At 66.7% G+C, this 14901-nt stretch carries 15 protein-coding genes; 7 read left to right on the forward strand and 8 right to left on the reverse strand.

Annotated elements, in window-relative coordinates:
- Window positions 1-199 precede the first annotated feature (199 nt).
- The gene (locus JNL31_RS05005) at window positions 200-988 is read right to left on the reverse strand and encodes a phytanoyl-CoA dioxygenase family protein (protein ID WP_294970705.1); all 789 of its coding nucleotides are present in this window, start codon (window positions 986-988) and stop codon (window positions 200-202) included.
- Between the two features lie 41 nt (window positions 989-1029).
- A complete protein-coding gene (locus tag JNL31_RS05010; protein ID WP_294970707.1) occupies window positions 1030-1812 on the reverse strand; it encodes a GNAT family N-acetyltransferase in 783 nt (260 codons plus the stop codon).
- Window positions 1813-2073: 261 nt separating this feature from the next.
- On the opposite strand from JNL31_RS05010, the gene JNL31_RS05015 reads away from it, so the two are divergent.
- Window positions 2074-3120, forward strand: coding sequence for a substrate-binding domain-containing protein (locus tag JNL31_RS05015; protein WP_294970709.1), 1047 nt, complete (start codon window positions 2074-2076; stop codon window positions 3118-3120).
- 66 nt (window positions 3121-3186) lie between these two features.
- The gene (locus tag JNL31_RS05020; protein ID WP_294970711.1) at window positions 3187-4161 is read left to right on the forward strand and encodes an ROK family protein; all 975 of its coding nucleotides are present in this window, start codon (window positions 3187-3189) and stop codon (window positions 4159-4161) included.
- Between the two features lie 8 nt (window positions 4162-4169).
- On the opposite strand, the gene JNL31_RS05025 is transcribed toward JNL31_RS05020, so the two are convergent.
- Both JNL31_RS05025 and JNL31_RS05030 read right to left on the reverse strand, forming a co-directional pair.
- A complete protein-coding gene (locus tag JNL31_RS05025) occupies window positions 4170-4832 on the reverse strand; it encodes an alpha/beta fold hydrolase (RefSeq protein WP_294970939.1) in 663 nt (220 codons plus the stop codon).
- Window positions 4829-5458, reverse strand: coding sequence for a DNA-3-methyladenine glycosylase 2 family protein (locus JNL31_RS05030; protein WP_294970713.1), 630 nt, complete (start codon window positions 5456-5458; stop codon window positions 4829-4831). The genes JNL31_RS05025 and JNL31_RS05030 overlap by 4 nt, the downstream gene beginning before the upstream one ends.
- An 83-nt stretch (window positions 5459-5541) precedes the next feature.
- Between JNL31_RS05030 and JNL31_RS05035 the strand changes: the two genes are divergently transcribed.
- Entirely contained in the window at window positions 5542-6747 is a 1206-nt protein-coding gene (locus tag JNL31_RS05035) for an MFS transporter (protein ID WP_294970715.1), read from the forward strand.
- A 79-nt stretch (window positions 6748-6826) separates the two neighbouring features.
- On the opposite strand, the gene JNL31_RS05040 is transcribed toward JNL31_RS05035, so the two are convergent.
- The 3 genes from JNL31_RS05040 to cysS form a co-directional block, all read right to left on the reverse strand.
- The gene (locus tag JNL31_RS05040) at window positions 6827-7579 is read right to left on the reverse strand and encodes a squalene/phytoene synthase family protein (protein WP_294970717.1); all 753 of its coding nucleotides are present in this window, start codon (window positions 7577-7579) and stop codon (window positions 6827-6829) included.
- Window positions 7576-9198 (reverse strand): citramalate synthase, encoded by a 1623-nt coding sequence (gene cimA / locus JNL31_RS05045; protein WP_294970719.1) that lies wholly within the window; start codon window positions 9196-9198, stop codon window positions 7576-7578. Before cimA ends, JNL31_RS05040 begins: the two co-directional genes overlap by 4 nt.
- Window positions 9199-9364: 166 nt before the next feature.
- Entirely contained in the window at window positions 9365-10780 is a 1416-nt protein-coding gene (gene cysS, locus JNL31_RS05050) for a cysteine--tRNA ligase (RefSeq protein ID WP_294970721.1), read from the reverse strand.
- Window positions 10781-10964: 184 nt separating this feature from the next.
- Here cysS and JNL31_RS05055 point away from each other — a divergent pair, with 184 nt between their 5' ends.
- Window positions 10965-11306: an MmcQ/YjbR family DNA-binding protein gene (locus JNL31_RS05055; protein WP_294970723.1), complete on the forward strand. Its 342-nt coding sequence runs from the start codon at window positions 10965-10967 to the stop codon at window positions 11304-11306.
- A 29-nt stretch (window positions 11307-11335) separates the two neighbouring features.
- Here the strand turns inward: JNL31_RS05055 and JNL31_RS05060 are convergent, their stop codons facing one another.
- Complete coding sequence (locus JNL31_RS05060) at window positions 11336-11953, reverse strand: DUF6778 family protein (protein WP_294970725.1); 618 nt, start codon at window positions 11951-11953, stop codon at window positions 11336-11338.
- A gap of 157 nt (window positions 11954-12110) precedes the next feature.
- Here JNL31_RS05060 and JNL31_RS05065 point away from each other — a divergent pair, with 157 nt between their 5' ends.
- The 3 genes from JNL31_RS05065 to JNL31_RS05075 are packed head-to-tail and all read left to right on the forward strand — an operon-like array spanning window position 12111 to window position 14865.
- Complete coding sequence (locus JNL31_RS05065) at window positions 12111-13523, forward strand: pyridoxal-dependent decarboxylase (protein ID WP_294970941.1); 1413 nt, start codon at window positions 12111-12113, stop codon at window positions 13521-13523.
- Window positions 13493-14392 carry a TPM domain-containing protein gene (locus JNL31_RS05070; RefSeq protein ID WP_294970727.1) on the forward strand — a complete coding sequence of 300 codons (900 nt, stop codon included), beginning with the start codon at window positions 13493-13495 and terminating at the stop codon, window positions 14390-14392. The genes JNL31_RS05065 and JNL31_RS05070 overlap by 31 nt, the downstream gene beginning before the upstream one ends.
- Window positions 14386-14865: a hypothetical protein gene (locus JNL31_RS05075; RefSeq protein ID WP_294970729.1), complete on the forward strand. Its 480-nt coding sequence runs from the start codon at window positions 14386-14388 to the stop codon at window positions 14863-14865. The genes JNL31_RS05070 and JNL31_RS05075 overlap by 7 nt, the downstream gene beginning before the upstream one ends.
- Window positions 14866-14901 lie beyond the last annotated feature (36 nt).

Below are 14901 nucleotides of genomic sequence, written 5' to 3' on the forward strand. Positions count from 1 at the left end.
CCACATCGCCAAACTCATGAACGACCGCCCCCGCAAAACCCTCGGATGGAAAACCCCCACCCAAGCCCTCGCCGAAGAAATCGCTCTCGCCGCCAAAAGTGTTGCAGTTGGAACTTGAGTTAACCCTTTCTGAACGTCCGCGACCAAGCCATTGATTTCATTGTGCCGAAAATTCTGTCCACCGTGGACACCCCAACCCTCATCCCGCCCGCAGCACCGGAAACCAGTCCTCCCGCAGCCGCTCTCCCGCCTGCATCCCATGCCCCGGAAACGGCGGCGAGGTCGGCCCCGGCCGCTCGACATAGCGGGCATCCTCGCCCACCAGCCGCAAGGAAAACGCCCGCCGCCGGTTCGCTGTCGTGTTCCCCCGCGCCCCGTGCAGGGTGCGGAAGTTGAACGCGACCGCATCGCCCGGCTCCATCTGCCACTCCCGGATGTCCATCCCCTCGGCCTCTGGGTCCGGCACCGCCATGTAATCGTCCTTGCCCGGATAGAAGTTCGTCTCCGACATCCAGCGCGTCGGCAGCACGTCCTTCGGCCAGAGATGCGAGCCCGCCACGCAGCGCAGCGCCGCCTCCTTCACCGGGTCCAGGGGCGACCAGAAACTCACCGTCTGCCGCCCCTCGACGAAATAATACGGCCCGTCGGTATGCCAGGGCGTCGGCTTCGTCGTCCCCGGCTCCTTGACCAGCACGTGGTCGTGGAACATCTGCACCCGCTCCGACCGCATCAGCTTCCCCGCAACCTCGGCCACCGCCGACTGCCGGATCACCGCCCCGAATTCCGGCACCTTCTCCCAGTTGCAATAATCGTCGAAGAAATACCCCGGCTCGCCCGGCTTCAGCGTCGCCATCTGGCTGGTCGGGTTCGCCATGTTCCGCGCCACGCCCGCCCGCAGCATCTCCACCCAATCAGCCCAAAGGCCCCTGATCAGCACGACCCCGTCGCGCTGGTAGGTTTCGACCATCTCTTCCGTGACTGCGACCATGGCATCCTCCCGATTGCAGCCACCCTGCCCCGGCCCGCGTCTCACGGCAAGACCAGGCAGGTCGACCCGAGCCGCTTCAGCGCCGCCCCGGTCCCAAGCTTGAACCGGGCAAGGCCCGGGGCCCGCTCGCTGTCCACCGACCCCAGGTCCAGCCAATGCACACCCTCTGCCCAGAGCGCCTCGGCCGCCCGGGTCAGCATCAACCCGTGCACGCCCGCCGCCCGCGCCGCATCAGAGCCCCAGCTCAGGTGATAGCTTGCCGACAGCCCATGCACGACAAAGCACATCGCCGCCTCCACCTCTCCCCCATGGCGCCATTGCCATATCCGCAGCGCGCCCTCTGGCAGCCCCCGGGTGAACCCCTGCGGCAGTGCCCGGTAGCGCCGCGCCGTCCGCTGGCGCAACTCGGCCTGAATCAGCGCGTCCAGGGTCCCGCGTTCGCCGTGCCGGACCTGCAGCCCCGTCCTTTCCGCCTGCTTCAGATGCCCTCGCCAGTTTCGCGCCATCCCCGCCCGCAGGTCCGGCCCAAGCCGCCAGATCGCGTGGTGCATCGGCGTGACCAGCGGCACCAGCCCAAAACCCTTGACCTGCGTCTCCGGCGTCACCATCGTCAGCCCCGGCCAATGCGCCAGTCGACGCTGCGCGTTTCGCCCCAGCCCTGCCATGCGCGAGATCAGCCGCAGCCGCCCCCGTTCCACCGCCAGCACCGGCCCGGCGTCCCCCTCCAGCCAGCGGGCCCGCGCGCCGCAGAAGGCCACCGCAGCCGCATAGGCCGGGCTTTGCTGAAGCGGCAGGAATCCCTCGAAGGCACCCGGTTCGACCATGGCGCGATTAACGCAGGCGAAACCTTTCCAGCTGCTTAATGCGCGGCATGAAACCCGTTTCCCTGCGCATATCTGTCGCTCCCACGCCCCGCCTGACCCTCTGGGTGCCCATCCTGCTGACCGGCGCGCTCGGCCTGGTCTGGCTGGCCCTCGTCGCACTGATCTGACTTCCGGACCCGGCCAAAGGTTAGGCTTTGACGCCTTCCCCACCCCCGGCTATGGTCTTGGCGGTCCAAACCGCATTGAGTGGCCTGCGCGACAATGAACCTGAAGGAACTTGCCCAGCGGCTCGGCTTGTCACCGACCACGGTGTCGCGCGCTTTGAATGGCTATCCGGAGGTGAACGAAGCGACGCGCGAGCGCGTCATGGCGGCGGCGAAGGAACACAATTACCACCCGAATTCCCGCGCAATCCGTCTTGCCACCGGGCGCGCCATGGCAGTGGGCCACGTCATCCCGATCGCCACCCGGCATGAGATCGTGAACCCGGTCTTCGCCGATTTCATCGCCGGGGCCGGTGAAACCTACAGCCGCAACGATTATGACATGCTCCTGTCGGTCGTCTCTGACGATGAAGAGGAGCAGACCTACCGTGCGATGAAGGTGAAGGGCAACGTCGATGGCGTCATCGTCCATTCCCCGCGCGAAAACGACCCCCGCATCCCGCTCTTGCGGGAAATCGGACTGCCCTTCGTGGTCCATGGCCGCGCCACCGGCACGACCGTCCCCTATTCATGGCTCGACGTGAACAATCGCCGCGCCTTCCTGCGCGCAACCGAATACCTGCTCGACCTCGGCCACCGCCGCATTGCCCTGGTCAACGGCCTTGAATTCATGGATTTCGCGATCCGCCGCCGCCGCGGCTATGTCGACGCGCTGGAGGCGCGAGGCATCTCCCCCGACTCCGCTCTCATGTCCTCCGACGAAATGAGCGAGGTCGCGGGATTCCGTGCCGCGCAAAGAATGCTTGCGCTTCCCGATCCGCCCACCGCCTTCCTTGCAGCCTCCATGATATCCGGCATGGGTGTTCGCCGTGCCGTCGAAAGCGAGGGGCTGGTGCTGGGCCGCGATATCTCTCTCATCCTTTTCGACGACGATCTCAGCTATATGAAGAACGGCGAGGACAAGCCGATTTTCACTGCGGTGCGGTCTTCTGTGCGGGAGGCCGGCCGTCTGGTGGCCGAGATGCTGCTGGACCGGATCGCCAACCCCGACCAGCCCCCGGTGGAACAGCTCCTGGAAGCCGAACTGGTCGAGGGCATGTCAACCGGCCCCGCGTCCCGGCGCAGGGCGCCCGAAGCGCTTTGATAGCACTGGCGCGATGGGACGATTCCCCGTATCACCCAACTCAATCCTGACCGACGGACCCGGCCCATGACCCTTGCGATCCTTGCCGACATCGGCGGTACCAATACCCGCGTCGCTCTGGCCGAAGGCACTCATGTCCGGATCGACTCGATCCGCCGCTTCCCGAACGCCGAATATCAGGCGCGTGGCCAGGACATTGCCCATGTTCTGCGTGACTACCTGGCCCAGACCGGTGCCGATGTGACCGGCGTCTGCGTTGCCGCCGCCGGTCCCGTGCAGGACGGCGTCGCGACGATGACCAACCTCGCCTGGGTGATGGACGCGGCCAAGCTGACCGCGGCCACCGGCGCGCGCAAGGTGGCGATCCTGAACGACCTGCAGGCGCAGGGCCAGGCGCTGGGGCATATCCCGGCGGCGAACCTGCGGGCGGTGATCCCCGGCCCGGTGAAGCCGGACACGACCATGCTGGTGGTGGGCCTTGGCACCGGGGTCAACGCGGCGCCCGTCCATCCGCTGTCCCATGGACGGATCGTGCCGCCCTCCGAATGCGGTCACGTCAACATGCCGGTCCGCAGCGAAGAGGATTTCCAGCTTGCCCGCTTCATCGAGGCGAAGCTGAAGGCCGAAGGCGAAGTGCCCCATGCCGGGGTCGAAGAGGTTCTGGCCGGGCGCGGCCTGGCCAATCTGCACGCCTTCGCCGCCTACGTCGCAGGCCACCCCTCCAGCCTGACCTCGGCCGAGGTGCTGGCGGCGCTGGACGCGGGAGACGCGACCGCCGCCCACGCTGCCCGGCTCTATGTGCACATCCTCGGCCAGATGCTCGCCGATCTGGCGCTGATCCACCTGCCCTATGGCGGCATCTACCTGATCGGCGGCATGTCCCGCGCGATGACCCCGCATTTCGCGCGCTTCGGACTGGAAGCGGCCTTCCGCGAGGACCGCCGCGTCGACCTCTTGCGGACCGATTTCGCGATCACCGTGGTCGAGGACGACTATGCCGCCCTGACCGGCTGCGCGGCCTATCTGAACAACGCCAGATAAGCCATTGATCAGACGGCAAGACGTTCCTTGATGAACTGAAGCGCCACGCTCAACCCGTCCGGCGCGATGCCATGGCCGGTGCCCTTCATCACATGCGCGTAGACCGGGAACCCGGCGGCAACCAGCGCGTCCCCCGCCCGGGCAAGCTCGCCAAACGGCACGACAGGGTCCTGGTCGCCATGCATGATCAGGACCGGCGGCCTGACCCGCGCCTCGGCGACCAGCGCTTCGGGCCGCAGCAGCCTGCCCGAGATCGCCACCACCCCGGCCACAGGCTTGGCACGGCGGGGGGCGACATGCAGGCTCATCATCGCGCCCTGACTGAAGCCGACCAGCACCAGCCGGTCGGGCGCAAGCCCTTCCTCTGCCAGGCGGGCGTCCAGAAACGCGTTCAGATCGGCGGCCGAAGCCTCGATCCCCGCCTCTGCCATCGCCTCGGTCGAGCCGTCGAAGCGCGGGATCGGGAACCACTGGAAGCCGAAGCCGCCCCCGGCGCAGCGATCCGGTGCATCGGGGGCCACGAAGGCCACCCCGGGGAGATGCGGCCCCAGCACATCGGACAGGCCCAGGAGGTCGGCGCCATCGGCCCCGTAGCCGTGCAGGAAGACGACCAGCGCCGTGGCCTCGCCCTGCGCCGCGCCCCTGCGCCCGAACCGCAACTCCTGCATCAGATCACCCCTTCGCGTTCCTTCGCGACCCGGTAGTAGGCCCAAAGGATGCGCGCCGCAACCGAGCGCCAGGGCGACCAGGCCTCGGCCATCGCGCGGAGCGCCTTTTCCGTGGGCCGCGCCTCCAGCCGGAACAGCATCCGCGCCGCCTCCTGCAAGGCCAGGTCGCCCGGTGCGAAGACATCGGCCCGGCCAAGCGCGAACATCGCATAGATCTCCGCCGTCCAGACCCCGATCCCCGGAACGGCGACCAGCTGGCGGACGACCTCCGCGTCAGGAATACCGCGCAAGACACTGAAATCGATGCCGGACTGCGCAAGGGCCCGCCCGTAGCGCGCCTTCTGCCGTGATAGTCCCGCCGCGCGCAGATCCTCGTCCGAGGCCGAGGCCATCGCCGTGGCATCGGTCAGCCCCAGACCCTCCAGCCGCCCCCAGATCGCCCGGGCGCTTGCGACCGAAACCTGCTGCCCGACGATCGCCCTGAGCAGCGCGGCAAACCCGTCCTCCTCCCGTCGCAAGGGCAAGGCCCCCACCAGCGGCAGGGCCTCGGCGAAGCGCGGCTCCTGCTTGGCAAGCCACCCCGCGCCTTCCGCCACGCAGTCCAGCGAGATGATGATCCGCCCAACCATGTTTCATCTTTGCCCAAATATCCCCGCCGGAGGCAACCACCTTTCCGCTTGCTCCTCCGGTTGGGCAGTTCTACCGATAGCCCATGAGCACAGACACCACAGCCCGCCGCAACGTCCTCGTCCTGGTCGCCGCCCAGGCCATCCTTGGCGCGCAGCTCCCGATGATCTTCACCATCGCCGGGCTTGCAGGATCCAGCCTTGCCCCGAACATCTGCTGGGCGACGCTGCCCGTGACGATGATGGTGGTGGGCTCGATGCTGACCGCGACCCCGATCTCGGCGCTGATGCAGCGCCATGGGCGCCGGGCCGGGTTCTACTTCGGCGTGGCAGGCGGGGCGCTGGGTGCCGCCATCGGCGCCTGGGGCCTGTCGACCGGCAGCTTCCTCCTGTTCTGCATCGGGGCGCTATTCTCCGGCATCTACATGTCTGCAAACGGGTTCTACCGCTTTGCCGCCGTCGACACCGCGTCCGAGGCCTTCCGGCCGAAGGCGATCAGCTGGGTCATGGCGGGGGGTCTGCTTTCCGCCGTCGTCGGGCCGCAACTGGTGAAAGTGACCGCCGATGCCATGGCCGTGACCTTCCTCGGCTCCTACCTCACCGTCATCGTGCTGAACTTCCTCGGGTCCTTCCTCTTCCTCGCGCTCGACATCCCGAAGCCGAAGCCCCCGACCGCCGGGGCCTTGGCCGGTCGCAGCCGTGGCGAGCTTCTGCGCAATCCGACGATCCTTGTCGCTATGATCTGCGCCACCGTCTCCTACGCGCTGATGAACCTCGTCATGACCTCCTCGCCCCTCGCCGTGGTCGGCTGCGGCTTCACCAAGGGCAACGCGGCCGACATCGTGACCGCGCATGTCCTTGCAATGTATGCGCCCTCGTTCTTCACCGGCCACCTGATCGCCCGCTTCGGTACCGAGAGGATCATTGCCGTCGGCCTCGCCATCCTCGCCTGCGCCGGGGCGGTGGCGATGGCCGGGGTGCAGCTGGAGAACTTCTTCGCGGCACTCATGCTCCTGGGCCTCGGCTGGAATTTCGGCTTCATCGGCGCGACGACGATGTTGACCAGTGCGCAGCGCCCCGAGGAACGCGGGCGGTTGCAGGGCCTGAACGATCTAGTGGTGTTTGGCGGGGTGACGTTGGCCAGCTTCTCGTCGGGCGGGCTGATGAACTGCTCGGGCGGAACGGTCCAGGCGGGCTGGCAGATGGTGAACCTTGCCATGCTGCCCTTCCTGGTGCTGGCGGGGGGCGCGCTGATCTGGCTCTGGCTGCGCCCCGAAGCGCGCCGCGCTTGACCCGAAGCGCCGATTTCTTCGAAGAAATCGGTGCGGAGCCTTCAAAGGCTCCGCCGCGGAGTTTCAGAAAACTCCGCCGCTACCAGCGTCCAGTGAACGCCTGCCAAAGCAACGCCCAACGTTTCCGCACCTCGGGCAGTTCTGGTGAAGATTGCCCCGCAACCACCTGATTCAAAATACTTTCTGTCTGCCATCCAACCAACAGGGCCGGGGCAACTTCCCTGGGCACCGCCTTCCGGCCCTTGCGCGCTTCCGCCAACCGCTCCAGCCCGAGCCGTGCAAGGTCCGCGGTTTCCATCCCCTCAGGCAAGGGCTGCCGCCCGCGCGCCCGCAATTCCGGCACCGCCCGCAGATAACCCGCCGCCGCCGTCGCCCAGCCATAGGCCCGCACCTGGGCCTCAGCCCCGTCCGGCGCGCCAAGAGCCCGTGCCGCCAGCCAAATCAGCCCTGCGCCGGTGTCGTCCAGATAGGCATCAAGCGCCGCCGCATCGGCGTGGGGGTCGCGATGGATGTCCCAACGCCGTGCCGTGATCAGCCGGTCCAGCACCAAGACCGGCAAGCCAAAATCCTGGATCAGCCCGTGCAGCGGCCCCGCCACCTCATGCGCCCGAGCCGCCCCCGAGGCGGTATTCTCCACCACGTCGCGCCACCATTGCAGCCGCATCTCCGCGATCAGCGGCTCCTGCGTGACCCAAGGCGCGCGGGCGACCTCCAGATTGAAGGCATAAAGCGGGAAAAGCTGTGCGCGCGCCTCGCGCGGGGCGGCCATTACCGCGCGGAACCGGTCCGGGTCTCCCCGTTCCACCAGCTCCGCACAAGCCTCCACGCTCACTTCGGCGCTCCGAAATCGCGGATCAGCTTCCATTGGATCGCGTCGAGCAGCGCCTCGAACGAGGCGTCGATGATGTTCGGGCTGACCCCGACCGTCGACCAGTGATTGCCCTGCCCGTCCTCGCTATCGATGATCACCCGCGTCACCGCCTCGGTGCCGCCATTGGTGATGCGAACCTTGAAATCCACGAGCTTCATGTCGTCGATGCAGGCCTGATACGGCCCCAGATCCTTGGCCAGCGCCTTCGAGAGCGCATTGACCGGCCCCCGGTCGCTGCCGCCCTCGTCCATGCTGTCGCTGACCGACATCATCTTCTGATCGCCGATCTTGACCACCACCACCGCCTCGGAAAGCGAGATCATCCGGTCGTACTTGTTCTTCCGCCGCTCCACCGTGACCCGGTAACGCTTGACCTCGAAGAACTCCGGGCACAGCCCCAGCTCGCGCCGCGCGACAAGCTCGAAGCTCGCCTGGGCCCCGTCATAGGCATAGCCCTGATCCTCGCGCGCCTTTACCACCTCGATGATCCGGCCAAGCCGCGGGTCCTTCGGATCGACCGCGATCCCCGCCGCCTGCAGCCGGGCGCGCAGGTTCGACTGCCCCGCCTGGTTCGACATCGGGATGACGCGCTCGTTGCCGACCACGGCAGGATCGATGTGTTCGTAGGTCGTCGGGTCCTTCAGGATCGCGCTCGCGTGCAGCCCGGCCTTGTGGGCGAAGGCTGAGGCCCCGACATATGGGGCGCTGCGCAGGGGGACGCGGTTCAGGATGTCGTCGAGCATCCGCGAGGTCTTGAGGAGCCCCGCCAGCGCCTCGCCGGCGACCCCTGTCTCGAACCGGCTGGCGTAGGGCTCCTTCAGGAGCAGCGTCGGGATCAGCGTCGTAAGGTTCGCATTGCCGCAGCGCTCGCCGAGACCGTTCAGCGTGCCCTGGATCTGACGGGCCCCAGCTTCCACGGCAGCAAGCGAGTTGGCGACCGCGTTGCCGGTGTCGTCGTGGCAGTGGATGCCGAGGCGGTCGCCGGGGATGCCAGCGGCAATGACCTCGGCGGTGACGCGGCCGACTTCGGCGGGCAGCGTGCCGCCGTTGGTGTCGCAAAGGACGATCCAGCGGGCTCCGGCGTCGAGGGCGGCTTGCAGGCAGGACAGAGCGTAGCCCGGGTTGGCGCGGTAGCCGTCGAAGAAATGCTCGGCGTCGAACAGCGCTTCGCGGCCCTTGGCGACGAGATGGCGGATCGAGGAGGCGATGGCCTCGCGGTTTTCGTCGAGGGTGACGTTGAGGGCGGTGGTGACGTGGAAATCGTGGGTCTTGCCGACGAGGCAGACGGCGGGGGTGTTCGCGTTCAGGACCGCCGCCAGCACATCGTCGTTTTCGGCCGACCGGCCCACCCGGCGGGTCATGCCGAAGGCGGTGAGGGTGGCTTTCGTGGCCGGGGGGGCGGCGAAGAAGTCGGAGTCCGTGGGGTTCGCGCCGGGCCAGCCGCCCTCGATGTAGTCGACCCCGAGGGTGTCGAGGGCGCGGGCGATCTGGGCCTTTTCGGGCGTGGAAAACTGGACGCCCTGAGTCTGCTGGCCGTCGCGGAGCGTGGTGTCGAAGAGGAAAAGCCGGTCGCGGGTCATGGGCGTGTCCACAGTGGACAGAAAATCGGAGCGAGGGATTTCAATGGGTTACGCGCACGCGTTAGGGTGGTGTTAACAAATGACGCGACCCCGCCCCGGACTTGATCCGGGGCCTCGTGATGGCAAGGGAGGCCCCGGATCAAGTCCGAGGCGGGCAATTTGGAGGTCAACGGAGCGCCTCCAACTTCACGGGGTCAAAGTTCTCCTTTAGCTTTGCTAACGCTCCTTGACCTACTGCCTGTTTCGTAGCTTGAAGTTCGACTCCAGCTTCAGCGGCTAGGTTCTTTAATTCATCAGCCGCCGCAAAATCTCGATTGCCGCGCAAGGCCGCCCACTTTCGAGCAATTTCGTTTGCGAGCTGATCGTGTTTCTCATCATGCTGACCCCAAGCAAGAGAACTGACAGTCGGCTGAAAACTGAGGAGACCCATCAGCCGGGCGCTTGCAAGAAGGGCTGCCCCTTGGTTCGCCTTTCTTAAGGCGTGGAGCCTGGCAATTGCGGCAGGTGTGTTCAAGTCATCTGCCAAGGCCTCAAGTACAAGAGGATCAGGGTCAACGGGTTCCACACCTCGGGTCAGTTCAATGAAACCGAGCAAAGTGTCTCTTGCCTGCCGCGCCTTCTCCGCCGTCCAGTCCATCGGGCTGCGGTAGTGCGTCATCAGGAGGACAAACCGGATCACCTCGCCCGGGATCCCCTGATCCAGCAAGTCCCTGACCGTGAAGAAATTCCCCAGGCTCTTGGACATCTTCTTGCCCTCGACCTGCAGCATCTCGTTGTGCAGCCAGTAATGCGCGAAATCGCCGTGCGGGTGGGCGCAGGCGCTTTGGGCGATCTCGTTCTCGTGGTGGGGGAATTGCAGGTCCAGCCCGCCGCCGTGAATGTCGAAGGACTCTCCCAGAAGCTCATGTGCCATAGCCGAGCATTCGATGTGCCAGCCCGGACGCCCCTTGCCCCAGGGCGAGGCCCAGCCGGGTTCCTGCCCCGAAGACGGCTTCCACAATACGAAGTCCATCGGGTCTTCCTTGAAGGGCGCGACTTCCACCCGTGCCCCGGCGATCATGTCATCGACGGAGCGGCCCGAAAGCTTGCCGTAATCCTTGTAGGACCTGACGCGGAACAGCACGTGCCCGTCTACGGCATAGGCGTGGCCCGAGGCGATCAAGCCCTCGGTCATCGCGATCATCTGGGCGATGAATTCGGTTGCGCGCGGCTCAAAGGTCGGCCGCAGCGCGCCAAGCGCGTCCATGTCGGCGTGATACCAGGCGATGGTTTCCTCGGTCCGGCCATGGATCAGCTCTTCCAGCGTCCCCGGCGACCCAGCCTTCTGCCGCCGCAGCGCCTCGGCGTTGATCTTGTCGTCAACGTCGGTGAAGTTCCTGACATAGGTCACATGCTCCGCCCCGTAGACGTGGCGGAGCAGGCGAAAAAGCGTGTCGAACACCACCACCGGCCGGGCGTTGCCCAGATGCGCGCGGTCATAGACCGTGGGGCCGCAGACATACATCCGCACATTGGCCGGGTCGATCGGAGCGAAGTCTTCCTTCTTCCGGCTCTTCGAATTGGTCAGGCGGATCGTCACCATGTCAGTCGTCCCCAGGCACGCAAGCATCACCCTCGCGCGGGAGCGGCTTTTCATCCAAGGGGAATGACGAAGCGCCCGCGCGACCGAAGTCAGCGGGTAATGCAGCAGATGCGGATGTTGCGCAATGTCGTCATGGCTGTGAGACATACACGAGGATCATCCACGCCGCCAAGGGGATTTCACCATGCAGGACCGCGCCTTCGTCAACGCCTTCTGCGCCGGGTTTCCCGGAGCCGGGGTCAGCCAACCCTTCGGCCCCGACCATGATTGCTGGAAGGTCGGGGCCAGGATGTTCGCGATCATCGGGCAGACGGGAGACGGGGTGTCGGTCAAGACCGACCATGTCGACACCGCTCGCCTCTTGATCGAGACGGGCCGGGCGATCCGCGCACCCTATCTGCACGCCTCCTGGGCACGGATTCCGTTCGGACGGGTTGGCGACGACGAGCTTTGCGAACGGATCGCCACGTCCTATGCGCTGATCCGGGCGGGCTTGCCGAAGAAGGTGCAGGCCGCGCTGGGGTAGGCGCGCCCTGCCCTTCTTGCAAAGGCCGTTCAGTTGCCCTTGCGGCTGAAGGTGCCCCGGTTGTCCGGGCCAAGCCCCAGCCAGCCAGCCACGGTGGCCGCGACGTGGTTGGTGATCATCGACTTCTGGGTGACGCCCTTCGCGCGCGCGGCCTTCATCCGTGCGCCGGACCAGGCGGGTGTCTCGGCCCGGATCTTGGTCGCGGGCAAAAGCACGGCGCCGGTGCGGGCATCCACCACCTCGGCGATGAAGTCGACGTTATGGACGCCCCAGTCGCTGCTTGACAGCTCGGCCTCATAGGTCAGGGCATGGAAGCGGGTCACGGTGACCGAGATGATCACCGGGGTCGAACCACGCAACCCCTGCGCCCCGCGCAGCACGGCGTTCTGGATGATCTTGCCGACCTGGGCATGACGGTCGCCCAGCGGATCCTCGCGCCAGACGATGTCGGCATTGGGCAGAAGCGTCTTGGCTTCGGACACGGAAAGCGACTTCGGGACCGAAACCCGCACTTCGGCCAGGCGCCAGGATTTGGCAAGCGCGGCGGGGACAGGGTCGTATTCGGTCTTGAAGGTGCCGCCGCCGACACAGGCGGACAGGAGCGTTGCGGTAAGTCCAAGCAGTATTGTGCGTCGGGTCGTTGACATGGAACCTCTCACGGGTCGGGATTTTACATCTTGTCAGCCTATCCTTAACGAATCCTGATGTCGGGAAAAAGGAGCTTGCGTGGCGGCAGGACGGTAGAAGCTTGCCAATCGGCGCGGCGCCGCGGTATTTGACAGGTTAAATAAAATGGGGACGACGATGGATCACGAGGGCTTGCGGCACTGGTCGAAGCGGGCGGCGGACTGGGCGGCAGACTATCACGCCACCCTGCGCGACCGGCCGGTGCGGGCGCCGCTGGTCCCCGGCGCGATTGCGCGGCAGTTGCCCCCCGGCCCGCCCGATGCCGCCGAGCCGATGGAGGCGATCTGGGCGGATTTCGAACGGATCGTGCCGGATGGCATGACCCATTGGCAGCATCCGCGCTTCTTCGCCTATTTCCCGGCCAATGCCGCGCCTGCCTCGATGCTGGCCGAGCAGCTGGTCAACGCGATGGCCTGCAATGCGCTGATCTGGCAGACCTCTCCCGCCGCGACCGAGGTGGAGCAGGTCATGGTCGGCTGGCTGCGCCAGGCGGTGGGCCTGCCGGAGGGCTTCACCGGCACGATCCATGATTCGGCGACCAATGCCACGCTGTCCGCCGTGCTGACGATGCGCGAGCAGGCGCTGGGGTGGAAGGGGCTGGAGGACGGGCTGTCGGGCGCGCCCACCTTGCGCTTCTACGCCAGCGCCGAGACGCATTCGAGCGTGGACAAGGCGATCCGCGTCGCGGGGATCGGGCAACGGAACCTGGTGAAGGTGGCGACGGACGCGGCGCGGGCGATGACGGGGGCCGCGCTCCAGGCGGCGATCCGGGCGGACCGGGCGGCGGGCCTGCATCCGGCGGGGGTCATCCTCTGCGCCGGGGGCACCAGCGTCGGGGCCTTCGACCGGATCGCCGAGTGCGTGGCAGCGGCAAAGGCCGAGGGCGTGCCGGTGCATGTCGACGCGGCCTGGGCGGGCTCGGCGATGATCTGCCCGGAGTTCCGGGACTTGTGGGCGGGGGTGGAGGGGGCGGATTCCATCGTCTTCAACCCGCACAAGTGGCTGGGGGCGCAGTTCGACTGTTCCATCCAGTTCCTGAAGGACCCGGGCGCGCAGGTGCGGACGCTGGGACTGCGGCCGACCTATCTGGAGACGGCGGGGCGGGAGGAGATCGTCAATTTCAACGAATGGACCGTGCCGCTCGGCCGCCGGTTCCGGGCCTTGAAGCTGTGGTTCGTGCTGCGCGCCTATGGGCTGGAGGGCTTGCGGGAAAGGATTCGCAACCACGTCACCTGGGCGCTGCGGTCGCGCGACCAGCTGGCGGCACTGCCGGGAGTGCGAATCGTGACCGAGCCCAGGCTATCGCTCTTCAGCTTCGCTTTGGAAACAGATGCGGCGACGGAAGCGCTTTTGCAACGGATCAACGACGATGGCCGGATCTACCTGACGCAAACCAGGGTGGACGGACAGTTTGCGATCCGGGTGCAGGTCGGATCATTTGACTGCCGCGAAGAAGATGTCATGCTGATTGCAAAGACAGTTCAAGAAATGCTTGCACCATGTTCCTCCGATTCGTTGCCGTCGCGCTGACGCTTGCCTTTCCCGTCCATTCGCAAACCCTCCCCTCCCCGCAGAGCGATACGCTTTCCGATTTCGCCGACGTGCTTGACGCGACCGAGGAAGGCCGGATCACCCGCCTCCTGACCGACACGCGCGCGGCGACGGGCGTGCAGATGGTGGTGGTCACCGTCCCGGGGATCGCCAGGCAGGGCGGCGGCGACATGGGGATCGAGGCCTATGGCAAGGCGCTGTTCAATGCCTGGGGCGTGGGCGGGGCGGACCGCAACGACGGCATCCTCTTGCTCGTCGACACCCGGTCGCGCGAGGCGCGGATTGCGCTCGGGGCGGGCTACGACCCGGTCTATGACGGGCGGGCGGCGCGGGTGCTGTCCACCGCCGTGCTGCCGCCGCTCCGCGACGGGCAGTTCGCCACCGGGATCGAGGCCGGCATCGCCTCGGCCCGCGACCGGCTGATCACGCCGTTCCTGGCGGGCACGCCGGTTTCCGTCACCGACGGGTTCGAGGCGCCGGAAAGCACGGGATCGGGCACGACCGCGCTTCTGGGTTTCGGGGCCATTGCCGCATTGGCCGGGGTCGGCATCTGGCGCAGCAAGCGCGCGCAGCGGGTCTGCCCGAATTGCGGGGCGCGGACGCTGGAGCGCAGCCGCGAAGTGATCCAGCAGCCGACGCGCAGCGATCCGGGGCTCGGGATGCAGCACCTGACCTGCTCCGCCTGCGGCTTCTCCGACCACAAGTCCTACCCGGTCAGCTTTTCCAGCCGCGAAGCGCGCCAGGAACGCGACGTCAACCGACGCGGCAGCGGCACCGGCGGCCGTGGCAATGGTGGCGGCTTCGGCGGCGGCAGGTCATCGGGTGGGGGCGCAACCGGGAAATGGTAGGTAAATCATTCACCTGCGTCGCGCTGTTCGTCCTGGGCGCAGGCGGGGTCGCGCAGGCGAAAAGCCCGCAGGACCAGATGTTTCCCGGCACCGACAGCTGCTATACCCGCAGCTATTCCGACGACCATCTGGCCAAACACCCGGCGCAGCGCGTGACCGACATCTCGGTCAGCCCCGACTTCACCATCGCCGATCCGATGCTGGGCCTGCATGTCCTGTTGCAACTGCGCGGCGTGCCGGGCGGCGCGTTCGAAGCCTATGGCTACTGCGAAAACGAAGGCGGCCACACGCTTTACTGCGGGATGGAGGGCGATGCAGGCGGGTTCCAGATCACGCCCGGCAAGAACGGCGCGATCCTGATCGAGGTCAGCAGCCTTGGCATGACCTTCGAGAACGACAGCGGCTTTGCGACGCTGGAACGAAACTCGGGTGATGACCGCAGTTTCCTGTTACTCCCGGCGGCCTGCCGCTGAGCGCCGGAAAAGCTGCGGCGCGGGGGGAAGCCGCGC

Source organism: Tabrizicola sp. (assembly GCF_016792905.1).
Taxonomy (GTDB): Bacteria; Pseudomonadota; Alphaproteobacteria; order Rhodobacterales; family Rhodobacteraceae; genus Tabrizicola.